The following is a 23,220-nucleotide window of genomic DNA, read 5'->3' on the forward strand; positions in this document are numbered from 1 at the left end:
CCGTTCGGTCAGGCGGCGCGGCGGGCGTGCCGCGCCAGGATCGAGGTCAGCGAGCGGGAGACGCGCGCCGCGACGTCGCGGGTGACGTTGTAGCCGCTCGGCAGGTTGATGCCGGTCTGCGAGATCGCATAGGCGTTGGGGTTGCGGATCGCCGCATCACGCGCCGAAGGCTGGCTGCGGAAGGCCGGCTGCCAGCTCAGGGGATAGAAGAACGGCCGCGTGTCGATGCCGTCGGCGCCGAGTTCGGCCGCTACCTGCTGCTTCAGCAGGCGCAGGGACGGGTCGAGAACGGCGGTGACCATCCAGTAGCTGTTCAGCACATGCGCCGGCTCGGCGTTCAGCGTCAGGCCCGGCGTGTCGCCAAGTTCTTCCCTGTAGAAGCCGAAGATGTCGCGCTTCATGGCGATCAACTCATCCAGACGCTCCATCTGGGCGATGCCCATGGCCGCCTGCATCGCCGACATCCGGTACTTGAAGCCGATCTCCTCGGTGATCAGCGCACGGGAGGTCGGATGGCGGCCCTGGTCGCGCAGGATGTTAACCCGCTCGGCAATGGCGTCGTCGTCGGTTACCAGCATGCCGCCTTCGCCGGTCGTCACCGTCTTGGAGCCGTGGAAGGAGAAGACCGAGGCCTTGCCGAAGGAGCCGGCGGGCTTGCCGCGCCAGCGCGAGCCGATGGCCTCTGCCGCATCCTCGATCAGCACGATGCCGTGGTCGCGGGCGACGGCATCGAGCCGCGCCCAGTCGGGCATGCCGCCATAGAGATCGACGACGATGGCCGCCTTGGTCTGCGGCGTGATGGCGGCGGCAAGGCTTGCCGGCGACATGCACCAGGTCACCGGATCGATATCGCAGAAGACCGGCGTTGCGCCGACCTGGACGATCGGCGAGGCGGTGGCGACCCAGGTGCATTCCGGCACGATGATCTCGTCGCCGGGGCCGATATTTAGCGCTGCGAGGGCGAGATGGATGGCCGAGGTGCAATGGGCGAGCGAGATGGCGTGCTTGCGCCCGGTATGCTCGGCGACCATGGCCTCGAACCGGGTATTGTACTTGGCATGGTTCTCGAACCAGGCGGTGCGCGCCGCCTCCGCCACGAGTTCCACCTCGCGCGGCGAGATGGACGGACCAGCGACGGGAATGCGGGCCTGTTTGCCGCCGAAGGACGTCGCGTCGCGCGCGCCCTTCCAGCCGAGATCGGCATCGAGCCTGCCGCCGTCGATCAGCGCCTTCAGCCGTGCGAGGCGGATATAGCGAGGGCCGGTCAGATCCTCCGGCGTGGTGCGGCCGGCAAGGGCGGCGACCAGTTCCTTGGCGCCCGAGGCGGCCGTGTGCAGGAAACGGAAGTCCGGGAAGGCTTCCGCGAATTTCGTGAAATCGACACGATAGGAGCGGGGGTCGATCGTGTCACCCGCGCCATAGGTCACCTTCGAGCCCGGCACGGCTTCCGCCACGATGGTGGCGATGTCACGGACCAGATGGTTCTCGTCGCTTCGGCCGATATTGAAGGCCTCCCCCCGCACTTTGTCGGCGTCGGCGGCGAGGATCGCCGTGGCGGCGCGCGAGAGGTCGCGGCAGTGGAGCAGCGGTCGCCAGGCGAGACCCGAAGACAGGAGGCGCACCTCGCCGGTGGACAGCGCCGAGCAGACAAGGTTGTTCAGCACGAGGTCCACGCGCACGCGCGGCGACAGGCCATAGCAGGTGGCGTTGCGCATGAAGGTCGGCACGAAGCTCTCATCGGCGAGCGCCAGAAGACCGGCCTCGGACTCCACTTTGCTCGCCGCATAGGGCGTCAGCGGATTGACCAGCGCGGTCTCGTCCAGCAGCAGGTCGGGATTGCCGGCACCGTAGATCGAGCAGGACGAGGCGAAGACGAAGCGCGAGACGCCAGCGGCCTTGGCGGCCTTCGCCAGCGCGATGGTCGCGTCGCGGTTGATGGCGGCGGTCAACTCCGGGGCGAGGTCGCCCATCGGGTCGTTGGAAAGCGCGGCGAGGTGCAGGATCGCGTCGATGCCGGCAAGGTCAGCGGCAGTGACTTCGCGCACGTCCTTGAGGATGACCTGCGCCGGGTCGGCCGGCGTCATGCCCTCGGTGTTGCAAGGCAGGAAATAGCCGGTGTCGAGGCCGATGACCGTGTGGCCGGCCTCGGCGAGAACCTGCGTCGCGACCGACCCGACATACCCGGCGTGACCGGTGACGAGAACCTTCATGCTGCCCTCACGCCGCCGCTGCCGAACGGATCGGCTCGTCGTCCCACGTCTTCCACGGCGCCTTGCCGCTGTCCCACAGGCTCTGCAGCAGGCGCAGTTCGCGCAGCGTGTCGACGCATTGCCAGAAGCCATCATGGCGGTAGGCGCCGAGCCGGCCCTCGCGCGCGAGGCGCTCGTAAAGCGTGATCTCCAACGAGCCGGTGTCGCCGCCAACCGCGAGGCAGTCGAACACGCCCGGCTCGAAGACCGCGAAGCCGCCATTGATCCAACCCTCGCCGATCTGCGGCTTTTCGACGAAGCCGGCGACATCGTCGCCGTCGAAGCGGATACCGCCGAAGCGGGCAGGGGGACGGACGGCGGTGATGGTCGCGGTATGGCCGCGGGCGCGATGCTGGTCGATCACCGCCTGCACCGGCACGTTGGAGACGCCGTCGCCATAGGTGACGAGGAACGGCTGGCCGTCGAGATGCGGCTTCAGGCGCAGGATGCGGCCGCCGGTATTGGTGTCGAGGCCGGTATTGACGATGCGGACGCGCCAGTTGTCGAAGATTGGGCCCGACCGGGAGATCTTGCCGCGGCGCGTATCGACGGTGAGGTCGCCGGCCATCTGGATCTCGTCCAGGAAGAAGCGCTTGATGACATCGGCCTTGTAGCCGCCGGCAATGACGAAGTCGTCGAAGCCCTGCGCCGCATAGTGGCGCATGATGTGCCAGAGGATTGGCCGGCCGCCGATATCGACCATCGGCTTCGGCTTGGTGTCGGATTCCTCGGCGATGCGGGTGCCGCGACCGCCGGCGAGTATGACCACGCGCATGGACTGTTCCTGGCCGTTATATCGGCCGGAGCATGGCCATTTATGGTAAACGAGCGGTAAAGATCGCCCAACCGGCAGTGGCCTCACGGGCGCGTGGCAGACGCGCGCTGGTGAGCGAGCGCCAGTTCCATCAGCGCCGTCTCGCGCGCGACCAGCAGGCTGGCATGTCTCAGGGCGAGGCCGAAATCCTCGTCCATGATCGCGAACTGCATGGCGAGAACGATCGGCCGCGCGCTCGGCATGGCCTGGAGGATCGCCTCGACGCGCGCCGCGAGATCGGCATGGCTGATCGCGTCGAAGCCGTTCAGCAGCATTTCCTGGACCAGCCAGGCGATGGATTTGCCGACCGTATCGATCTCCTCGGCGCGCAGCAGCAGGCCGAGCTCCAGGCCTTCGCCGGGCTCCCGGACGACCGCATCGGCGCTGCCGGGCAGGATCACGTCGGACATGGTGGGCGCCTCGAATGTGTTGCGAAATCCTTTATGTAAGTAATTTGTCAAGGTTAATATTTGGTAAATTAAGTATTGTTTCCATTGTATTCACCATCAATACGAAGATGGAAAATCGCGCCCAAGAAAAAAGCATTTCTTAAATGGCGGCGGCCAAAGTCGGCGAGCCTTCGAGAACTGAAGGCCCTCCCAGGAACGGGAGGCGTCATCGACCACCCCTCAGAAGCAGGGGTCCCTAGGAAAGGGTACTAAACATGTCCGACATCACCATTTCGCGTGGCGTCCGTTCGAACCTGCTTTCGCTGCAGAACATCGCTTCGCAGCGCGAGACGATCCAGGGCCGTCTGGCCTCGGGCAAGAAGGTCAACTCGGCCCTCGACAACCCGACCAACTTCTTCACGGCCGCTTCGCTGAACTCGCGCGCCAACGATCTGGGCTCGCTGCTGGACTCCATGTCCAACGGCATCAAGACGCTGGAAGCTGCCGATAACGGCCTGAAGTCGATCACGAAGACGGTCGAGTCGCTGCAGTCGTCGATCCGTCAGGCCCGTCAGGACAAGTCCTGGCAGGGCGCGAGCTACGCCTTCACCGCCACGAGCGGCACCGGCGACATCGCCTTCACCGGCGGTGCGGTCGGCACCACGGCCGTCACGGTTTCGGTCGCTGCCAACGCTTCGGTCGATGACGTCGTCGCCTCGATCAACGGCAACTCCTCGCTGACCAACAAGGTCCGCGCCTCGAACGACAACGGCAAGCTGCGCGTCGAAAACCTCTCGACGAGCGACCTGACCGTCGCCGACACCGCCGTCGCCACCACCGGCACGGGCGGCACGATCGGCGGCAACACCGTCCGCGCCGACCTGGTCAAGCAGTTCAACGACCTGCGCCAGCAGCTCGACCGGACGTCGGAAGATGCCTCCTTCAACGGCATCAACCTGCTCCGTGGCGATGCCCTCAGCATCACCTTCAACGAGACGGGTTCCTCCTCGCTCACCATCCAGTCCAAGGATGGCAAGTCGATCAACTCGACCAATCTCGGCATCGATGCCCAGGCGACCTCGGTGGCCGACAGCGACTCCGGCCTGGACGCGGTGCTCGGCAAGCTCTCGACGGCGCTCGGCTCGCTCCGCTCGCAGTCGTCGTCCTTCGGTTCCAACCTCTCCATGGTGCAGAACCGTCAGGACTTCACGAAGTCGATGATGAACACGCTGAAGGGCGGCGCGGACAACCTCGTCCTGGCCGACCAGAACGAGGAAGGCGCCAACCTGCTCGCGCTCAACACCCGCGCGCAGCTCGCCACCTCCGCCCTGTCCTTCGCCTCGCAGGGCGACCAGCAGGTTCTGCAGTTCCTCCGCTGATCCAACAGCGGAACGTTTAGACCACCAAGACTTGGGGCGGCCTTCGGGCCGCCCTTTTTCGTTGGTCGCGGGGTTCGCGACCGGTCGCGCGAGGAGCGCAAAGCATTAAGGAAAACGGCGTCTTGCCGAGCATGGTAAAATTCTGATTGCCGTATGGGCTTTGTTAACGATGTCGGGAGCAGGATCACCCCGCCTTCAAGAACAGAAGGCCCTCCCAGGATGTGGAGGCGTACCGGCCACCCCTCAGAAGCAGGGGTCCCTAGGAGAGGGTAGTATTCATGTCTGACATCACCATTTCGCGTGGCGTCCGTTCGAACCTCCTTGCCCTGCAGAACATTGCGTCGTCTCGCGAGACGATCCAGGGCCGCCTGGCCTCGGGCAAGAAGGTCAATTCGGCCCTCGACAACCCCACCAACTTCTTCACCTCCGCCGCGCTGAACTCGCGCGCCAACGATCTGGGCTCGCTGCTGGACTCCATGTCCAACGGCATCAAGACGCTGGAAGCCGCCGATAACGGCCTCAAGTCGATCACCCGCACGGTCGAGTCGCTGCAGTCGTCGATCCGTCAGGCCCGTCAGGACAAGTCCTGGCAGGGCGCGAGCTACGCCTTCACCGCCACGACCGGCACGGGCGACATCGTCTTCACCGGCGGCGCGGTCGGCACCACGGCCGTCACGGTCTCGATCGCCGCCAGCGCCGATGTCGATGCGGTTGTCGCGCAGATCAACGGCAACTCGTCCCTGACCGGCAAGGTTCGCGCCTCGAACGACAACGGCAAGCTGCGCGTCGAGAACCTTTCGACGAGCGACCTGACCGTCACCGACACCGCTGTCGCCACCACCGGCACGGGCGGCACGATCGGCGGCAATACCGTCCGCTCCGACATGATCCGCCAGTTCAACGACCTGCGCCAGCAGCTCGACCGCACCGCGGAAGATGCCTCCTTCAACGGCATCAACCTGCTTCGCGGCGATGCCCTGGCGATCACGTTCAACGAGACGGGTTCCTCCTCGCTCACCATCCAGTCCAAGGATGGCAAGCCGATCAACTCGACCAATCTCGGGATCGATCAGCAGCAGACCTCGGTGGCCGACAGCGACACCAGCCTGGACGCGGTGCTCGGCGAACTCTCGACGGCGCTCTCCTCGCTCCGTTCGCAGTCGTCGGCTTTCGGTTCCAACCTCTCCATGGTGCAGAACCGCCAGGACTTCACGAAGACGATGATGAACACGCTGAAGGGTGGCGCGGACAACCTCGTCCTGGCCGACCAGAACGAGGAAGGCGCCAACCTGCTCGCGCTCAACACCCGCGCGCAGCTTGCGACCTCGGCCCTGTCCTTCGCCTCGCAGGGCGACCAGCAGGTTCTCCAGTTCCTCCGCTGATATCGCGGCAGACGAAAGACCATCGGGAAGGGCGGCCCTCGGGCCGCCCTTTGCCGTTTCCGGGGCCCCGTTAGAGCGGCGTTAACCATCTGCGGCAAGAGTGCGTTAACGGCCAGCCGCGTCCCGCCGGGGCGCGGCCGGCGACGCCTTGCTGGAGATGACGCATGGCAACGTCCCTCGAATGGACCCGACCGCTCGACGAGCGCAGCCGCCGTCACGCGGTCGACCATGCGACGCGCTCGGCCGAGCACGCGCTGATCCGCGGCGAGGCCTCCATTGCCCTGCGCATCGCGCGCCAGCTGGTCCTGGCCATGCCCGGAGATCGTGCCCACAGGGACCTCCTGGACCGCGCCACGGCGGCGCGCGACGCGGCGAGCGATGCCATCGCCTGCGGCACCGGCAGCGCGGATCCCGAGACCGTCAACCAGGTGGCCGCCGCGCATCTCGCACTCGGCGAGGTCGCCACCGCCGCCAGCCTCTGGCTCGGCCTCGCCCGTGCCGACACGTCGCGGCTCGACGCCTTCGTCAGCTTCGCCTGGTGCATGGCGCGCGCCGGCAATTTCGAGAGCGCGGCGCAGATCGTCCGCCATGTTTCCGGTCTCGTCAGCCATGCCAAGATCGATGCCGTCGGCATGATGATCGCGCTTGCCGGCGGCGATCACGATGCCGCTTTGGCCCATGCCCGCGCCGCCATCGGTCGCGACGCGCAGGCCTATGCCTGGCTGCCGCTCGGCGCGGTGTTCCAGAATGCGGGCGTCGTGAACGCGGCCGCGCTCTCGCTCGGACTGCGGCTCGACGACCTCAGCGCGACGCTGCATCTCTACGAGATCGGGCAGGCGATCCAGACCGGCCGCAATGACGATGCCATCCGCGGCGCCGACGAGGTTCTCTCGACGGTTCCGGACGATCGCTGGGCGGCCATGTTCAAGATCATGGCGCTGGTGGCCAAGGACGACAAGGTCGGGGCGGTGCAGGCGCAGGCGGCTCTCGCCGCCGCCAGCGGCGCGCGGCTCGACATCCTGACCCGGCTCGTCGACCTGCTGTTCGAGATATCGGCGCATCAGCACGTGGTCGATCTCGGCGAGATGGTGCGGGAGCGGCTGCCGAACCAGTATTCGCTCATGTCCACGATCGCCCATTCGGCCGCGCATGTGGCGGAGATGGATCTCGCCGACGAGATGATGGCGCAGTTGCAGCCGCTCAGCGCGACGATCGGCAGAACCGGTCTGTCGCCCTTCATCGTCATGACCATGTCGGACGATCTGGCGGTGCAGCGGGCGGCCGCCGAGCGGCGCGCGCTCATCCTGCCGGGGCCGGAGGCTCCGCTGTCGGCGCCGCTACCGAAGCCGCCGGGCGAGGGGCGGCTGCGCATCGGCTATTTCTCCAACGATTTCCACAATCACGCGACGATGAAACTGCTGACCGAAGTGCTGGAATGCACTGATCGCCAGCGTTTCGAACTGGTGGCCTATTCCTACGATTCCGCGCCCGAGGATGCCGAACGCGCCCGGGTGCGCGCGGCCTTCGACCGGTTCGAGAACGTCGCGCCGCTCCACGAGGGACAGATCGCCGAGAAGGTCAGGCAGGACGGCGTTCACGTCCTCGTCGACCTGAAGGGCTATACGGGTGGCTCGCGCCTCGGCCTGCTGAAATATCGCGCCGCGCCCATCCAGGTGAACTGGCTCGGCTATCCCGGCACCTACGGCATGGCCGAATCCGACTACATCATCGCCGACCGGTTCATCATCCCCGCGGGCGCGGAGGGCGGCTATTCGGAGGCGGTGGTCCGCCTGCCCGACTGCTACCAGCCGAACAGGCGCAGCCGCGACGTGGTGGACATTCCGACGCGCGAGATGGTCGGCTTGCCCGAGAATGCCTTCGTCTTCGCTTCGTTCAACCATGTCTACAAGGTCGGCGGCGCGCTGTTCGCCGCATGGATGGACATCCTGAAGGCGGTGCCAGGCTCCGTGCTCTGGCTTCTGTCGCGCGACAGTTCCATCAGCGAGAGGCTGCGCGCGCGCGCCGAGGCGCATGGCGTCGATCCGGCCCGTCTCATCTTCGGGCCGGTCATGGACAATGACCGCCACCTCGCGCGCTACGGGCTTGTCGATCTTGCGCTCGATACCTTCCCTGTCGGTTCGCACACGACGGCGAGCGACGCTCTGTGGATGGGCGCGCCGCTGCTGGCGCTGGCGGGAGAATCCTTCATCTCGCGCGTCTCTGGCAGCGTCGTGAAGGCCGCCGGCATGGATCATCTCGTCGCCACCTCGATGGACGAGTACAAGGCCAAGGCCATAGCGCTCGGCAACGACGCGGGCACGGCGCGGGCGCTGCGGGAGACGCTGGTCCGGACGCGCGACAGCGTTCCGCTGTTCGATCCCGCCCGTTTCGCCGTGCATCTCGGCTCGGCCTACGAGACCATGGTCGAGATCTGGCGGCGCGGCGAGAGCCCGCGGACCTTTGACGTGGCGCCGATCGGCGCGGAACGGACCCAGCGGGCGCTTGCCGGCTGACCTCCGGCACCGGAGCATTTCGAGCGAAGCGAATGCCGGTTCGCGTGAAGAAAATGCGATAGGCGACAGCCTCAGTGGAAGTCGCGCGACTTTGGCAGGATGCGGACATTGCGCGGGTGATGCGGTCCGCGTGGATATTGCGGATGCAGGATCTCGTCGGCGCGCGCGACCTCGATCCGCGCCTCGTGATCCGCTGACAGGCGCTTCAGCTCGGCGGTGCGGTCGGTGACAGTCTCGGCCATCAGGTGGGCGACATCCTCCGGGCTCTTCTGGATGAAGCCTTCCACCACCATCAGCCGCGAGCCCATGACCGCGGCGCGCAAGGCCTCGAACTTCCGCGACCACAGAAGCACGTTGGCAATGCCGGTCTCGTCCTCCAGCGTGATGAAGATGGCATTGCCCTTGCCCGGTCGCTGGCGCACCAGCACGACGCCGGCGACCTTCGCCCAGCGCTTGTCCGGGCTGGCTGCGGCCTCTCTGCAGGTCAGCACGCCTTCGCTGCGGAAAGTCTCGCGCAGAAACTGCATCGGGTGGCCCTTCAGCGAAAGACTCACCGTCTGGTAATCGGCGGCGACATGTTCCGAAAGCGGCATGGCCGGCAGGTGGGCGTCGGCCTCGGCGGCAAGTTCGCGCGCCTCGGCGGCGGCGAAGAGCGGCAGCGGCTTGTCGTCCGGCAGACGGCGCACGGCCCAAAGCGCGTCGCGCCGGTCGAGCCCGATGGAGCGGAAGGCGTCGGCATCGGCGAGCAGATGCAGTGCGCGGACCGGCAAATGCGTGCGCATCCTGAGCGTCTCGATATCGGCGAAGCCGCCGCTGCGCGCGGCGACCAGCGCCTGCGCCCAGTCGTCGTGAAAGCCGTCGACCTGCCGGAAGCCGAGGCGCAGCGTCAGTTCGCCCTTGGCGTTGCGTTCCAGCCTGTTGTCTTTCCCGCTGGCATTGATGTCGACGGGCCGCACCTCGACGTCGTACTCGCGGGCGTCGCGGACGATCTGCGCCGGCGCATAGAAGCCCATGGGTTGCGAATTCAGGAGCGCGCAGGCGAAGACCGCGGGATGCAGGCATTTGATCCACGAGGAGACGTAGACGAGCTTGGCGAAGGAGGCGGCGTGGCTCTCCGGGAAGCCGTAGCTGCCGAAACCCTCGATCTGCCGGTAGCAACGCTCGGCGAAGCTTTTCTCGTAGCCGCGCCGGACCATGCCATCGATCATCTTATGCTTGAACAGATGGATGGTGCCGTCATTGCGGAAGGTCGCCATGGCCTTGCGCAAGCCGTTCGCCTCGTCGTCTGTAAACTTGGCCGCGACCATGGCGAGCTTCATCGCCTGTTCCTGAAAGAGCGGGACGCCCAAAGTCTTGCCGAGCACGCTGTGGAGCTCATCGGGTAGGCCATGCTCGGGCGATGGCTCGGGAAACTCGACTTTCTCCACCCCGCTCCGCCGTCTCAGATAAGGATGGACCATGTCGCCCTCGATGGGGCCAGGCCGGACGATCGCCACCTGGATGACGAGGTCGTAAAATTTCCTCGGCTTCAGTCGTGGCAGCATGTTGATCTGGGCGCGGCTCTCGACCTGGAAGACGCCGATCGAGTCGCCCTTGCAGAGCATGTCGTAGACCGGTTTCGCCGCTTCCTCGTCGTCCGGCACAGTGGCGAGGTCGTATTCCTTGCCCTCATGCAGCCGGATCAGGTCAAAGGCCTTGCGGATGCAGGTGAGCATGCCGAGCGCCAGCACGTCGACCTTCATCAGCTCCAGCGCGTCGATGTCGTCCTTGTCCCATTCGATGAAGGTGCGATCGACCATGGCGGCATTGCCGATGGGCACCGTCTCATCCAGCCGCCCGCGCGAGAGCACGAAGCCGCCGACATGCTGGGAGAGGTGGCGTGGAAAGCCGAGAAGCCGGTCCGCGAGATCGACCGCGCGACGGATCACCGGGTTCATCGGGTCGAGGCCAGCGGAGCGGATATAGTTGTCGCCGATTTCCGTGCCCCAACTGCCCCAGACCATGCCGGCGAGCCGCGCGGTCACGTCCTCTGTCAGGCCCATCACCTTGCCGACCTCGCGGATGGCGCTGCGGGGGCGGTAGCTGATGACGGTGGCGGCGATGCCGGCGCGCTCGCGGCCGTAGCGCCGGTAGATATGCTGGATGATCTCCTCGCGCCGCTCGTGCTCGAAATCGACGTCGATGTCGGGCGGCTCGCGCCGCTCGGTCGAAATGAAGCGGGCGAAGAGCACGTCGTGTTCGTTCGGGTCTACCGCCGTGATGCCGAGTGCATAGCAGACGGCGGAATTGGCAGCCGAACCGCGGCCCTGGCAGAGGATGCCCTTGTCCTCGGCGACGCGCACGATGTCGACGATGGTGAGAAAGTAGCGGGCATAGTCGCGCTCGGCGATCAGCCTGAACTCGGCTGCGATGAGCGTCCTCACCTTGTCGGGAATGCCGGCGGGATAGCGCTTCTCGGCGCGCTCCCAGGTGAGATGCTCCAGATAGGCCTGTGGCGTCCAGCCGGGTGGCACGGGCTCTTCCGGATATTCGTATTTCAGCTCGCCAAGACCGAACTCGACGCGGTGGAGCAGATGCTGAGTCTCCTCGATCGCCTCGGGGCAGTCGACGAACAGCCTGATCATTTCGCGCGGCGATTTCAGGTGGCGCTCGGCATTGGCCTCCAGAATCCGGCCCGCGGCCTCGATCGTCACGCCCTCGCGGATGCAGGTGATGACATCCTGCAGGTCGCGCTGGCCGGGCGCGTGATAGAGCACGTCGTTGACGGCGATGAGCGGAACGCGGGCGGCGTCGGCGATGCGCTTCAGTCCGGCGAGCCGACGGCGGTCGTCACCCCGGCGCGCCATGGCTGCACCGAGCCAGAGTGAACCATCGGCCACGTCGTTCAGCCGCTCGAGCACCGCCGACAGGTCTGCCGTCGTTTCGCCGGGCATGACGATCATCAGGAGGTGGCGCGCATCGGCGAGGAGATCGTCGAGCTTGAGGATGCATTCGCCCTTCCTGCCGCGCCGGTTGCCGACCGTGAGCAGCCGGCAGATGCGCGCCCAGCCCTGCCGGTTGGCGGGATAGGCGATGATATCAGGTGTGCCGTCGCAGAAGACGAAGCGCGTGCCGACCGCTAGACGGAAGGACGTCGCCACCGCCTTGATCGCAGCCTGCGCCAGGCCGAGGCGCGCCGCCGCGTCGTTCTCGACAAAGACGAACTCGCCGGGCCCGGAGCCTTCGCGTACCTTGTCCGGCGGGATGAGGCCCTCCGCGCGCACCTGCTTCAGGAAGCTGTAGGCGCGCACGACGCCGGCTACCGTGTTGCGGTCTGCGATGCCGATGCCGGCATGGCCGAGAGCGAGCGCGGTCAGCACGAGGTCGCGGGCGTGCGACGCGCCGCGCAGGAACGAAAAATTGCTCGCCGTCGCCAGTTCCGCATAGGCGAGAGCAGGGACGTTGGCATTGGCCGGCGGGTGTAGAGGCTCGGTCATCGCCGTCTCACGCGAACAGGCCGTGCAGGAACCAGCGCGGATGCTCCGCCTCGCGACCGTAGAGGCCGTCGCGGTAGATCCAGAAGCGCCGACCCTCGCTATCCTCGACGCGGTAATAGTCGCGGGTGAAGGCGGCCGGTCCGTCGCGCCACCATTCAGCGGCGATGCGCTCAGGTCCCTCGGCGTGGGCGATCTGGTGTGTCGCGCGCCGCCAGCGGAAGGTGATCGGCGGGCCGTCGGGCACCTCGGCCAGCGTCTCGACGGCTTGCGGCGGGTCGAAGATCTGCAAGGGCCGTTCAAGTGGCGGAAGGTCGCCGGGGCGCGGCCATGCCGGCCCGGCGTCGAGCGCCGGCACGAAGGCCTCGGAGCGTTCGGGCACGTGCGAGTTCAGGGATGCGAAGCGCAGCACGCCGGCGCGGCCGAACCGCGCTGCGAGGCGGTCGATCAGGGCGGCCGTGTCCTCGTCCGCCTGTTCGTGACCATCGAGGCTCGCCTGCACCGTCGCGAAGGGCTCGGCATGGACCACGGCAAGGCGGATCAGGTCGAAGCCGAAGCCGGGATCGATGGGGTCGGCGAGGGCGTCGATCCGCTCCCGGAACAGCCGCTGCAGCGCCGGAGCCTCGCGCAGTGGCCGACCGGCCTCGACTGCGATGCGCCTGACGGCGCCGTCGGTCCGGAAGAAGCTCGCCTCGAACCGGCGGCCGCCCTCGCCGCGCTGTTCCAGAAGAAGGCCGACCCGCCCCGCCAGCAGGGAGAGCGTCGCCAGCATGTCCTCTTCGCGGCCGATGGGTTCGGCGAAGCGGCGTTCGACCAGATAGGGCGGCGGCGCGCGGCGGGGGGCGATGCGCCGGTCTTCTCGGCCGATGAGACGGGCGAGCCGCGTCGTCAGCGCTTCTCCGAACCGCGCGGAGAGGAGTTCGGACGGGCGGTCGACGAGATCGCCGATGGTCTTGAGCCCGGCGCGCGTCAGGGCGAGGGTGGCTTCGGCTCCCGCTTCCAACGCGGCGACGGGCAGCGGCCGGGCCGCATCAGCCTCGCCGCCGGGCGGCACGATGGCGGCCGCGCCGAAGCGCGCATTCGTCCGCGCCGCCTCGGGCGTGCCGGCAATGGCCGAGCGGACGGTGAGGCCGATGCCCTCGATCCGGGCGTGCAGATCGGTGCGCAGAGTCTTTTCGCCCCCGAACAGATGGGCGCAGCCGGTGATGTCGAGCACGAGGCCGTTCGGCTCGTCGAGCGCCACGAGCGGCGTATAACGGTCGCAGGTGTCGGCCAGCCGGCCGAGAAAGGCGCGGTCGGCGGCGGGATCATGTTCGACCGCGACGAGATCGGGCAGACGCGCGCGGGCATCCGCCAGCGCGAGGCCGGGCGACAGCCCCAGCGCGAAGGCCCGCCGGTCGATGGCGGCGAGACGCAGCGCCCCGCGCGTCTTCTCGGTGAGGACGAGGGCGGCGTCATCCGGCCCTGCGGAGGCCGACGACCTCTCCGGCCTCGACGGGTTTGCCGACCGGCGCAGCCTTTCGGCCGGCAGGAACGGCATCCAGACGGCGAGATAGCGGCGATCCATCGCGGAAGCGGCATTGGTCACGGTCCCACTCCACCAGACATTGCCGCGGGGGGAGGCCCGCACGATGGCGCAACAGGGTGATCGAAAAGACGGCATGGCCGGGCGCGCCGGCCTCCAGCGGACGCGAGGGCGCAGCGCGCACCTCCCAGCGCGAGGCGGCGGCGCTCGGTGCAGGTTCCGCGCCGATCCGCACTATCAGCACGGTGACGCCGGTTTCGCTCGATGTCAGCGACAGGCGGCGCGAGGCGGTGAGATCGAGGACCTTCGGCTCGCCCCAGAATTCCACGACGACTGCACCGAGGATGCCCGCGCGCGCCGCGTCCCGGGCTGCCCTGACAGCGGCGGCCGCATCGTCCGCGCGGACCAGCACGATACGGCCGGGATCGAGCCCGAGGCTCGCAAGGCCTGGCCCGTGCGGTCGGCCGAACTCGACATCCACCATGCGCTGGCGCACCCAGACGAGGCGGGCGGCAGGGGCGGCGCGCATGGCCAGTGCAAGGGCGAAGCCCGTCGCCGCCGGGCCATCGGAGGGGCTCGCGGCGAAGACTTCGTGGATGGCGCCGAGCGTCAGCCCACCGCCGAGTGGCCCGTCGAGGGACGCAAGGCCGAGTGGGAAATGCGGCAACGCCGAGGGCATCGCTCTTGGCTCGATGCGCGCGAGAGCGTCCTTCAGCGCCGCGAGTGTGTCGGGGCGTGCTGTCATTATGTTCCTATTTTGTTCCTACGAGACTTGAGAGTCAACAAGCCGTGGAATCGATGGTGGAGAAACGGGATCAGCAACGGAGACGTGGCCGGCAGCGGCCAGATCGCCGCCTTGGTCAACAGCGCTGGAAAGAGCTCAGGCCGTCGCCCCGGCCGCCTTCCGCGCCACCACGCCCTCGTAGGCTGTCTGCAGTTCCGCGAAGACCGAGCGCTCCGGCTTCGGCGCACCGAGATGCTGATGGCGCAGCTCCTCCATGAAGGCCGCCCACAGCGGTGGGCCCCCCTGTTCCAGCAGCTCCGCGCGGATCGACAGTTCCTCGGACACCGGCATGTGCCGGCGGCCCCATGCGGCCATCTGGGCCAGCAGCGGCACAAGCTGGATGGCCGGTTCGGTCAGGCTGTAGATTGCCTTCTGCTTGTGACTGGGGTCGTCGCGCTTCGACAGGAGGCCTCTTTCGACCAGCCGCCTCAATCGGTCGGCGAGGATGTTGGAGGCGATGCCTTCTTCGGAATGAGCCATCAGCTCGCGGAAATGCCGCCGGTTCCCGAACATCAGGTCGCGGATGACGATGAGGCTCCAGCGGTCGCCGAGTACTTCCAGCGTGAGATTGATCGGGCAGCCCGAGCGGTTGGCGGTTTCCATCATCGAAATCATTACCTTCAGATAAAACCGCTTGCAATATAAAATCAGTATGACTAAGTCGAAACCGATTTCGATTTGCAAGTGGTATTGATGGCAAGGAGGTCGCGGATGCCTCAGGTGGTTCTGTCGGTGTTCACCAGTCTCGACGGTTTCTATGCCGGGCCGAACGGCGAGTTCATCCCGCCGGAATGGTCTGATGACATGGAAGCCTGGGCCGGCGCGGCCATGGCGCAGTCCAGCCATTTCATCTACGGCCGGGTCAATTTCGCCTTCAACAAGGCATTCTGGTCCGAGGCGGAGACCAATCCGGACAGCCCCGCCGCCGAACACGCCTATGCGAAAGAGATGAACGCCAAGCCGAAAACGGTCTTCTCCCGGACATTGACGGGCGATCCCGGCTGGAACGCCGTCGTGAGCGACGACCCCGCCGCCCGCGTCGCTGAGTTGAAGGCGAGCGTGGACAAAGACATTTTCATCTTCGGCAGCGGCAATCTCGTGAAGAGCTTCGTCGCGCTGGACCTGATCGACGAATACCGCATCCTGCTGACGCCGTCCGTCCAGGGCTCGGGCATGAGACTGTTCGGCGACAGCGCGCCGAACCTGCCGCTGACCCTCGTCGAGGCGCGCGGCCTCGATACCGGCGCCGTGCTGCTGCGCCACCGGCGCAAGCGGGAGGTCTGAGACGATGAACCTGACATTCTACGGGCATCCCTTTTCATCCTACTGCCAGAAGGCGCTGATCGCGCTCTACGAGAACGACACGCCGTTCGACTTCCGCGTCCTCGGTCTCGAAGATCGCGCGGCCGGCGAGGAACTCGCCGCGCTCTGGCCTATGAAGCGCTTCCCGGTCCTTGTGGATGGCGGCCGGGCCGTCATCGAAAGCAGCATCATCATCGAACACCTGGCGCTGCATCATCCTGGCCCGGTGCGGCTGATCCCGAACGATCCGAAGGCGGCTCTGGAGGTGCGGTTCCTCGACCGCTTTTTCGACAATTACGTCATGACGCCACAGCAGAAGCTGGTCTTCGACGTGCTTCGGCTGGAGACGGAGCGCGATGCACGCGGCGTCGCCGACGCCCGGGCGATGCTGGAGGCGGCCTATCGCTGGCTGGAGAACCACATGGTCGACCGGCAATGGGCAGCCGGGGATGCGTTTACCCTCGCCGACTGCGCGGCGGCACCCGCGCTGTTCTATGCCGACTGGAGCCATGCCATCGACGACCGCTTTCCGCTCGTGAAGGCCTATCGTGCGCGGCTCAATGCGCGCCCTTCATTCGCGAAGGCGATCGACGGCGGGCGGCCCTATCGCCACTTCTTCCCGCTGGGAGCGCCGGATCGGGACTGATCGCCCGTCTGCGTCCACCGGGCCAACGGCAGGACATGGTCACGGCTCAGCGGGGCGAGCGGCAACGATCGATCGCGCGGGTCGATCCAGACCGCCTCGGCGATTTCCGCAGCGGGGGCGATGGTCGTCGGCGCCCCGACGGCGAAAACATCGGCTTCGACGCGATGATTCGCCTCATTGGCGGCAGGGGCCGAGAACTGGCCAAGATGGGCGAAGCTCTCCTCGTGCCAGAGACCGCCCAGCTCCTCCGCCAGTTCCCGCGCCAGCGCCTGCCGTGGAGTCTCGCCGGGCTCAATCTTGCCGCCGGCCTGCATGAAGAACGGGGTCCCTTGCTTGCGGACCACGAGCGTCTGACCCTCATCGTTTACGATGAGCGCGGCCGCGATGCGAATGACGTGATGAGAATCGTCCATGCGGCGGAGACTACTCCGGCCGCCACAGGCCGGCAGGCCTGTCAGCGCATGGTCAATACTCGATCTCGGCGCCGATGCCCGCTGCCGCCCGCCCGTCCGCGCCGATCTCGGTCTGGATGCGGATGCGGCGAGTCAGGTCGATGTCGACGCCCACCGCGCTCGCTTCCGGCTTCGCGCCGGCCCTGACGCCGATGCGGACGCGGTCGTTGATCGCCCGCGATGCGCCGACCGCCGGGCCGCTGGCGCCGGTGGTCACGTCGAGATTGTCGACGCCCAGCGCCCGGCGCGTCGCCTCGAACGTATCCGGCCCGCCGCGTCCGGACAGGGTGGCGATGGCCTGTGCCAGCTGCACGGCCTGGAACGGCGACAGGCCCGCTGCGGCGCGCTGGAACAGCAGGCGCGACAGCACCTCGTCCTGCGGCAGCGCGGGGACCGACGATAGGGCGAATTCCGGCTGGGTCGCCCGGCCGCTGACCGTCACCGTGGCGGTGACGTCGGTGGCGCGGGTCTCGGCGACGAAATCGAGGTCGGGGATCAGGTCGCCGCCACCGAAAGTGACGCGGCCACGGGTGAAGTCGAGCCTTTGGGTCAGCAGCGACAGGCGGCCGCGCCGCAGCTCGAAGGCGCCGTTGGCGCGCATGTCGGCGGTGGTGCCGGTGAGGCGAAGCTGGCCGCCGAGTTCGGCATCCATGCCCCGGCCGCGGACGAAGACCCGGCCGGGCGCGTCCAGTGTCACGTCCAGCGTCGCGTTGAAGACCGGCTGCCGGCGGCCGCGGGCGGCCTCGGCACGCTGGCGGGCGATCTGCGCCAGCCTTGCCCGTGTCTGCTCGGGAGCGTTGACATGGCGGGCGTCGCGCAGCGGCTCGGCGGTGGAGGGCAGGCGGTCGGGGATGCGCACCTCGATGGTCGTGACGTCCATGCGGCCGGAGAGGCGCGGCGCGGTCGCCAGCGGGCCGGACACTGCGAGGTTCAGGCTCGCGATCATGCTGACGATGTCGCTGGAGACGAGTTCGGCATTGCTGGCCGCGATGCGCAGGTCCGCCGGAAAGCCGCGGTTCGGATCGGCATTGACCCGGCCCGACACTGAAATCGTCCCGCCGTTCTTGGCGCGGGCAGTCAGCCGTTCGATGGCGATGTCGTTGCCGCGTCCGGTGACGCGGCCCTCGATGGCGGTCAGCGTCACACCCTGCAACGGGTCGGCGAACGAGCCGCCGGAAAGGGTGGCGGACCCCTGGATGTCGGGGCTGGCGCGGGTGCCGCGCAGCGCACCGTCAATGGCGACGCGGCCGGCGACACGGCGGCCGGAACCGGCGAGCTGGGCATTGGCGAGCGCCGCGTCCAGCGTGCCGCGGGCTCGCAGATCGAAGGCCCCTGACGGACCGATGGGCGCGGAACCGCTGATTTCGAGGGCGATGGCGCGTCCGCCGGCGATCTTGGCATCGACGGTCGCGCGCTGGCCCTGCAACGCACCACGCGCGGTGATGTCGAGGGCCGGCACGCCGGAATTGCGGGTGGCCGGCGCGGAGAGCCCGCGCAGCGTCACCTCGTAAGGACCCTGCGGTGTCGCAGCCGGGCCGCGCAGGGTGGCGCGGGCGTCGAGCGTGCCGCGAAGCCCCGTTCCCGGCGCGAGGATGTCGAGAGCGGCGAGCGGCACGCGCCGCGCCGCGACCTGCGCGTCGAGGTCCGCGCCGAGCTTGCCGGACACCTCGACCTCGCCGCCCTGAAGGCCGACGACGAGGCGTTGGGTGCGGATCGAGGAACCTTCGAGAAGCAACGTCGCGGGCTGGGTCAGGGCAATGCGCGCGCCGGAGCGGGTGGCGCTGAACGAGGCGAGGTCGAGCCGATGCGGGGTGCCGGGCACGAGTCGGCCTGCTGTCGCCAGCGCGAAGCCGCGCGCATTGGCGGTCAGGTTCAGGTCGGTCGCGCCCGAGGTGCCGCTGGCGCGGAAGTTGATGCGCTCGATGGTCTCGCCGCCGGCGACGAGCCGGTCCACGGTCGCCTCGCCGTTCAGCACCGGGCGGCCGTAAAGGTCGTCGCCGGACAGATTGGCGCGCAGGAAATTGAGCCGCGCGGGACCCGCAACGATGCGCTGCGCGTCGCCCTCGACGACGACGCGCTGGCGGCCGTTCGCGGCGTCCGCCGTGATTGCGGCCCGCAGGCTGCCCGAGAGACGGGTCAGGGTCAGCGGCGACAGGTCGTCGAGATTGCCGGCGGTGATCGCCAGCCTGCCGGTCGCGAGATTGCCGGGCGCGATCTGGCCCTGCCCCTCGGCCGAAACCGAGCCGAGGCGGAACGACAGCCTTTCCAGCGACCAGATGCCCCCGGAACGCGCCTGTGCGGCCAGGTCCGCCAGCAGCGGCTTGCCATCGACATCGCCGCTGCCGGTCAGAGCGATGTTTGGCGTGCTTGCCACGGTGCGGGCTGTCAGTGCCAAACGGAGATCGCGGATCGGGCGGTTCTGGGCACGCACGTCTGGCGCCGCGACGGTCAGCGACACGTCGGGGTCGAGCGCGTCACCGAAGACGTGAGCGTCGGCGCGCGCCGCGCCGGCGAGCTGGCCATCGATCTGCCGAAGGTCGGGCAAGCTCAGGTTGGCGCGCAGGTCGAGGCGCCCGTTGCCCATGCCGCCGTTGAGGGTCGCGGCGATGTGCTGGCCACGCAGGCTTACGGCCTCCAGTGTCATGGCCTCGCGCTGGCGCGTCACCGCGCCGGCCAGAACAAGCTGCCGTCCGGCGAGGCGATCCGCGACCGGATGCCCAAGGACGAGTTCGGTGAGACGCCCGTCCAGCACGGCGCGCATCTGCGACACCGAAGGATCGCCCGTCACCACTGCCTCGACGAAGCCGCGTCCGGCGAGCGGCCGGCCGGCGAGGCGCGACAGCGCCTGCAGGCGGAAAATCTCGGCGCGCACCTGCCCGTCGAGCAGTTTCGCGCCGGTGCGGCCGGTGAAGGCGAGCTTCAGGTTCGGCGTGGTGGCGGAGAGATCGGAGACGCTGGTGATGGCCTCGTCATCGACGCCGGCGCGCAGGTTTAGCGCGATGCGCTCGCCCAGCGCCTCGGAGAGGCCCTCGTCGGCGAGCTTCAGCCCGTCCACGCGGCCGTCCAGCGCGATGCGGTAGCGCTGGTTGCCTTCGGTGACCGGTTCCGCCGACAGGGTGGCATTCACCGCTCCCAACCGGACGGCGGGGCTTGCGAGACCGCGCAGGTCGAGCCGGCCATCGACGCGGGGCGCCGCGACCGGTCCGCGCGCCGTCGCATCGAAGACGAGCGTTTCGAGGCGCGTCTCGCCGCGCGCCGTTGCGCCGCCCTCGTTGCGAAGTGCGCGGGCCGTCGCCCGGACATTGATGGTGCGATCAGCTGTGAGATGGCCGCCGAGCACCAGTTCGGCGAGCTGTGATCCCAGCCGGAAGTTCTCGATGGCGTAGCCGCCGTCGTCGCCGAAGACGAGATGACCGTCGATGGTCGTGTCGCCGGCGAAGACCGCGCCGACCGCCGGGGGCAGCAGTTTCTCGATGCGCGAGGTGAGCTTCAGGCCGAGGCGGCGGATCTGGTTGTCGCGCGAGAGGATCGCGTCGCCCCGTGCATTGATGTCAGTGCCTGCGTCGAACACGATCCGGCCGCGCCAGTCGTCGAGGCGGCCCGCGCCGGCAAGATCCAGCTTCACCGCCGGCTGTCCGGGAATGTCGGCAATGCGCGCGACGATGCCGCCTGCCGGCTCGTCATGCTGGAGCGACAGGTCGAGCTGCTGCGTCGACGGAACGAAGGTCAGCTTCAGCGCGGAGAGGCCCGGCTGGTCGAGCCGGCGCACCTCGAAGTTTGCACTCAGCCCTTCGGCCGGCGGACCGAGGGATGCAGTGCCGGAAGCCGAGAAACGCGCCGCGACGCCGATGACCGGCTCACCGAGGACGAGTTCGCCGAGCGCCAGTTTGCCGATCTCGACCTTCAGCGGCAGTTCGGGAAGCAGAGGGCCGTCCGCCGCCGGCGGTGGCGCGTTCGGATCGGGCAAGGGCTTGCGCAGGAATTCGACGCGGCCGATCTCCAGATTTTGGATTTCCAGCCGGCGCGACAGCAGGGCGAGGCGACGCCAGACGAGGCGGATCGTGTCGATCCGGAGATAGACGCCCTGCGCATCCGCGACCGTGACGTTTCGGATCACGGCGTCGGACGACAGCGGGCCGTCGACCGCGCCGATGGAGACCTGCGAGCCCGGCGAGGAGATCATCCGCGAGATGAAACCCGCGAGAACGCCCTGATCCTCCTGCGCATGCAGCGCGGGGCCGCGCCACAGAAGGCCGAAGCCGATGCCGGCGAGGACAAGGATGAGGAGGGCGTATCGCAGCTTCTTCATCAGAACGCCTGCCCGATGCTGACATAGAAGGCCCAGGGCTTCTCGCCCTGGCGGCGCGCGAGCGGCACGGCCACGTCGAACCGGATGGGGCCGACCGCCGTATAATAGCGAAGGCCGAGGCCGGCCGCGTAGCGCATCGGGGCCGAGCCGTTCGGGAACGAACCGGAATAGGCCTGGCCCATGTCGAAGAAGGGCACCACTCCGATCGTGTCGGTGATCTTGATGCGCGCCTCGATCGAGGCCTCGAACAGGCTCATGCCGCCTATGACGTTGCCGAAAGCGTCGCGGGGGCCGAGGCTCTTGTATTCAAAGCCACGCACCGAGCCGCCGCCACCGGCATAGAAGCGCCGTGCCGCCGGAATGGCCGACAGGGTGCCGCCGAGGATCGAGCCGAAGGCGACGCGGCCGGCGAGGATGTAGCGGGCGGCCTCGTCGAGCGAGTAGTAGTAGGACGCCTGCACGCGGCCGATGGCGAAGAACTGCGGCGCATCGCCGAAGCCGTGATAGGGCGTGAAGGACGCATTGACGCGGATGCCGCGCGTCGGGTCGAGCGGCCGGTCGGTGGTGTCGTAAGTCAGGCCCAGCGGCAGACCGACCAGGCCGTACTGGAAGCGGCCGAGCGGATCGACGGAACGGCCGACCTCGCCCTCGATGCCGCCGCGCACGGAGAAACTGTCCGAGAAGCGGTGGCGGATGGCGACCGTCGCGTTGCCGAGTTCGCTCGTATAGTTCGGCGTCAGTTCGCGCTGGACATAGACATCCGCGAGCAGGTCGTTGCGCGTGCCCCACAGCGCCGGCTTCAGGAACGAGGCAGACAGGCGTCCGCCGATATCGTTGGGGTCGAAGCCGCGCCGGCTGCTGCCGCCGAAGAAGTTCTGCTGCCCGGTGAAATAGAACAGGTCCGCGTCGAGGCGCAGTCGTTCCGCGCCGCCGAACAGGTTGCGGTGCATCCAGTAGGCTTTCAGCGCCGGACCGTCGACGGTCGAATAGCGCACAGAGCCGCCGAGCACGCGCGGCAGGCGTTCGGTCACCTCGACATCGAGCGGCAGGTTGCCGTCGGTGTCGAGCGTCTCGCTCTCGCGGATGCGCGCGCCCCCGAGCGCCTCGATGCGCGTCACCGAGCGGCGGATGTCGGCAATGGCGCGGCGGGAATAGGGGTCGCCGCGCTGGGCGTAGATGAACGAACGCACGACGGCGGGATCGACGTTGCGCGTGCCGGAGACGCCGATGCCGCCGATGCCAGCCTTGGCGCCGGGATCGACGACGAAGGTCAGGTTCACGCTGCGGGTCGCATGGTCGATGACCGGCACGCGCCGGCCGACCTTGACGAAGGGATGACTGAGATCGCGGAAATGGTCAGCGAGTTCGGCCGCGGCGGCGAGCACGCTGGCGGTGCGGGCGGGTTCGCCCGGTTTCAGCGTCACGACACGGGGCGGCAGGACTGCGTGCGAAAAGGGCAGCTGCGAGCGGCCGTCCATGACCTCGACACGGCTGAACCTGTACATCGGGCCGGGGATCACCTCGATGCCGACCGGCACGAGGGCGCGCCCGCGAAATCCGTCGAGCCCTGAGCGCAGGCCGCTCACGGTCGGCCGTTCGATGGTGAGCGTGTTGCCGCCGACGCGGATGATGACGCGGGCGGCGTAATAGCCCGAGCCCCAGAGGGCATCGACGATGCGCGGCAGGTCCGCCTCGGCGCGGCGCATCAGCTCGTCGCCGTTCTGGGGCGCCTCGTTGCGCAGGCGGTAGAGGAGGGAGACGTCCCGGACGGCCTGTTCGGCATCCTTGTCGGAGCCAAGGCCGGTGACCTCGAACTGATAGGCGAGCGCCTGCGCCGTCACGGCCGGTGGCTTTTCGGAGAACCAGCCGAAGGGGTCGAAAGCCCGGGCAGGGCTCGTCGCGCCGGCGACAAGTGCGCCGACGATCATCCCTATACCGACACGGGAGATTGTCTTCCCGTCAGCCACCATTCCCGACCTTTCGGACGCAATACGAGGACGAAA

Annotated in this window: 15 protein-coding genes; 5 read left to right on the forward strand and 10 right to left on the reverse strand. The window is 67.9% G+C overall.

Translation table 11 applies throughout. The annotated features are described in order from the left end of the window. Nucleotides 1–8: 8 nt before the first annotated feature. From JNK84_RS13880 to JNK84_RS13890, 3 genes are all read right to left on the reverse strand, one after another. Nucleotides 9–2,210 (reverse strand): bifunctional SDR family oxidoreductase/aminotransferase class I/II-fold pyridoxal phosphate-dependent enzyme, encoded by a 2,202-nt coding sequence (locus tag JNK84_RS13880; protein ID WP_293424987.1) that lies wholly within the window; start codon nt 2,208–2,210, stop codon nt 9–11. 7 nt (nt 2,211–2,217) lie between these two features. Beyond that, on the reverse strand, nt 2,218–3,024 hold the full coding sequence (rfbF, locus tag JNK84_RS13885; protein ID WP_293424988.1) for a glucose-1-phosphate cytidylyltransferase: 807 nt from the start codon (nt 3,022–3,024) through the stop codon (nt 2,218–2,220). An 83-nt stretch (nt 3,025–3,107) separates the two neighbouring features. Then, complete coding sequence (locus JNK84_RS13890; RefSeq protein WP_293424989.1) at nt 3,108–3,473, reverse strand: flagellar biosynthesis repressor FlbT; 366 nt, start codon at nt 3,471–3,473, stop codon at nt 3,108–3,110. 254 nt (nt 3,474–3,727) lie between these two features. On the opposite strand from JNK84_RS13890, the gene JNK84_RS13895 reads away from it, so the two are divergent. From JNK84_RS13895 to JNK84_RS13905, 3 genes are all read left to right on the forward strand, one after another. Next, the gene (locus tag JNK84_RS13895; RefSeq protein WP_293424990.1) at nt 3,728–4,831 is read left to right on the forward strand and encodes a flagellin N-terminal helical domain-containing protein; all 1,104 of its coding nucleotides are present in this window, start codon (nt 3,728–3,730) and stop codon (nt 4,829–4,831) included. A gap of 278 nt (nt 4,832–5,109) precedes the next feature. Next, nucleotides 5,110–6,213, forward strand: a complete 1,104-nt coding sequence (locus JNK84_RS13900) for a flagellin N-terminal helical domain-containing protein (RefSeq protein ID WP_293424991.1) — start codon at nt 5,110–5,112, stop codon at nt 6,211–6,213. 164 nt (nt 6,214–6,377) lie between these two features. Then, nucleotides 6,378–8,726, forward strand: a complete 2,349-nt coding sequence (locus JNK84_RS13905; protein WP_293424992.1) for an O-linked N-acetylglucosamine transferase, SPINDLY family protein — start codon at nt 6,378–6,380, stop codon at nt 8,724–8,726. A gap of 71 nt (nt 8,727–8,797) precedes the next feature. Here the strand turns inward: JNK84_RS13905 and JNK84_RS13910 are convergent, their stop codons facing one another. The 4 genes from JNK84_RS13910 to JNK84_RS13925 all read right to left on the reverse strand — a co-directional run bounded on the left by JNK84_RS13910 (nt 8,798) and on the right by JNK84_RS13925 (nt 15,111). Continuing rightward, nucleotides 8,798–12,202, reverse strand: coding sequence for an error-prone DNA polymerase (locus JNK84_RS13910; RefSeq protein WP_293424993.1), 3,405 nt, complete (start codon nt 12,200–12,202; stop codon nt 8,798–8,800). A gap of 7 nt (nt 12,203–12,209) precedes the next feature. Continuing rightward, entirely contained in the window at nt 12,210–13,766 is a 1,557-nt protein-coding gene (locus JNK84_RS13915; protein WP_293425069.1) for a DUF6504 family protein, read from the reverse strand. Further along, nucleotides 13,654–14,469: a hypothetical protein gene (locus JNK84_RS13920; protein ID WP_293424994.1), complete on the reverse strand. Its 816-nt coding sequence runs from the start codon at nt 14,467–14,469 to the stop codon at nt 13,654–13,656. The genes JNK84_RS13915 and JNK84_RS13920 overlap by 113 nt, the downstream gene beginning before the upstream one ends. A 135-nt stretch (nt 14,470–14,604) precedes the next feature. After that, nucleotides 14,605–15,111 (reverse strand): winged helix-turn-helix transcriptional regulator, encoded by a 507-nt coding sequence (locus JNK84_RS13925; protein ID WP_293424995.1) that lies wholly within the window; start codon nt 15,109–15,111, stop codon nt 14,605–14,607. A 108-nt stretch (nt 15,112–15,219) separates the two neighbouring features. Here JNK84_RS13925 and JNK84_RS13930 point away from each other — a divergent pair, with 108 nt between their 5' ends. Both JNK84_RS13930 and JNK84_RS13935 read left to right on the forward strand, forming a co-directional pair. Then, nucleotides 15,220–15,792 carry a dihydrofolate reductase family protein gene (locus tag JNK84_RS13930; RefSeq protein WP_293424996.1) on the forward strand — a complete coding sequence of 191 codons (573 nt, stop codon included), beginning with the start codon at nt 15,220–15,222 and terminating at the stop codon, nt 15,790–15,792. Nucleotides 15,793–15,796: 4 nt separating this feature from the next. Further along, a complete protein-coding gene (locus JNK84_RS13935; protein ID WP_293424997.1) occupies nt 15,797–16,456 on the forward strand; it encodes a glutathione S-transferase family protein in 660 nt (219 codons plus the stop codon). Here the strand turns inward: JNK84_RS13935 and JNK84_RS13940 are convergent. From JNK84_RS13940 to JNK84_RS13950, 3 genes are read right to left on the reverse strand one after another with little or no spacing between them, the layout of a single operon-like run. After that, nucleotides 16,414–16,869 carry an NUDIX hydrolase gene (locus JNK84_RS13940; protein WP_293424998.1) on the reverse strand — a complete coding sequence of 152 codons (456 nt, stop codon included), beginning with the start codon at nt 16,867–16,869 and terminating at the stop codon, nt 16,414–16,416. The genes JNK84_RS13935 and JNK84_RS13940 overlap by 43 nt on opposite strands. A 52-nt stretch (nt 16,870–16,921) precedes the next feature. After that, nucleotides 16,922–21,217 carry a translocation/assembly module TamB domain-containing protein gene (locus JNK84_RS13945; protein WP_293424999.1) on the reverse strand — a complete coding sequence of 1,432 codons (4,296 nt, stop codon included), beginning with the start codon at nt 21,215–21,217 and terminating at the stop codon, nt 16,922–16,924. Continuing rightward, nucleotides 21,217–23,145 carry an autotransporter assembly complex protein TamA gene (locus tag JNK84_RS13950; RefSeq protein ID WP_293425000.1) on the reverse strand — a complete coding sequence of 643 codons (1,929 nt, stop codon included), beginning with the start codon at nt 23,143–23,145 and terminating at the stop codon, nt 21,217–21,219. Before JNK84_RS13950 ends, JNK84_RS13945 begins: the two co-directional genes overlap by 1 nt. Between the last annotated feature and the right edge of the window lie 75 nt (nt 23,146–23,220).

Source organism: Phreatobacter sp. (genome assembly GCF_016793595.1).
Taxonomy (GTDB): Bacteria; Pseudomonadota; Alphaproteobacteria; order Rhizobiales; family Phreatobacteraceae; genus Phreatobacter.

Coding starts and splice junctions, on each gene's coding strand:
- JNK84_RS13880 (WP_293424987.1), bottom strand. CDS start 2,210: ATGAAGGTTCTCGTCACCGGTCACGCCGGGTATGTCGGGTCGGTCGCG.
- JNK84_RS13925 (WP_293424995.1), bottom strand. CDS start 15,111: ATGGAAACCGCCAACCGCTCGGGCTGCCCGATCAATCTCACGCTGGAA.
- JNK84_RS13950 (WP_293425000.1), bottom strand. CDS start 23,145: ATGATCGTCGGCGCACTTGTCGCCGGCGCGACGAGCCCTGCCCGGGCT.
- JNK84_RS13920 (WP_293424994.1), bottom strand. CDS start 14,469: ATGACAGCACGCCCCGACACACTCGCGGCGCTGAAGGACGCTCTCGCG.
- JNK84_RS13910 (WP_293424993.1), bottom strand. CDS start 12,202: ATGACCGAGCCTCTACACCCGCCGGCCAATGCCAACGTCCCTGCTCTC.
- JNK84_RS13905 (WP_293424992.1), top strand. CDS start 6,378: ATGGCAACGTCCCTCGAATGGACCCGACCGCTCGACGAGCGCAGCCGC.
- JNK84_RS13940 (WP_293424998.1), bottom strand. CDS start 16,869: ATGGACGATTCTCATCACGTCATTCGCATCGCGGCCGCGCTCATCGTA.
- JNK84_RS13930 (WP_293424996.1), top strand. CDS start 15,220: ATGCCTCAGGTGGTTCTGTCGGTGTTCACCAGTCTCGACGGTTTCTAT.
- JNK84_RS13915 (WP_293425069.1), bottom strand. CDS start 13,766: ATGGATCGCCGCTATCTCGCCGTCTGGATGCCGTTCCTGCCGGCCGAA.
- rfbF (WP_293424988.1), bottom strand. CDS start 3,024: ATGCGCGTGGTCATACTCGCCGGCGGTCGCGGCACCCGCATCGCCGAG.
- JNK84_RS13900 (WP_293424991.1), top strand. CDS start 5,110: ATGTCTGACATCACCATTTCGCGTGGCGTCCGTTCGAACCTCCTTGCC.
- JNK84_RS13890 (WP_293424989.1), bottom strand. CDS start 3,473: ATGTCCGACGTGATCCTGCCCGGCAGCGCCGATGCGGTCGTCCGGGAG.
- JNK84_RS13935 (WP_293424997.1), top strand. CDS start 15,797: ATGAACCTGACATTCTACGGGCATCCCTTTTCATCCTACTGCCAGAAG.
- JNK84_RS13945 (WP_293424999.1), bottom strand. CDS start 21,217: ATGAAGAAGCTGCGATACGCCCTCCTCATCCTTGTCCTCGCCGGCATC.
- JNK84_RS13895 (WP_293424990.1), top strand. CDS start 3,728: ATGTCCGACATCACCATTTCGCGTGGCGTCCGTTCGAACCTGCTTTCG.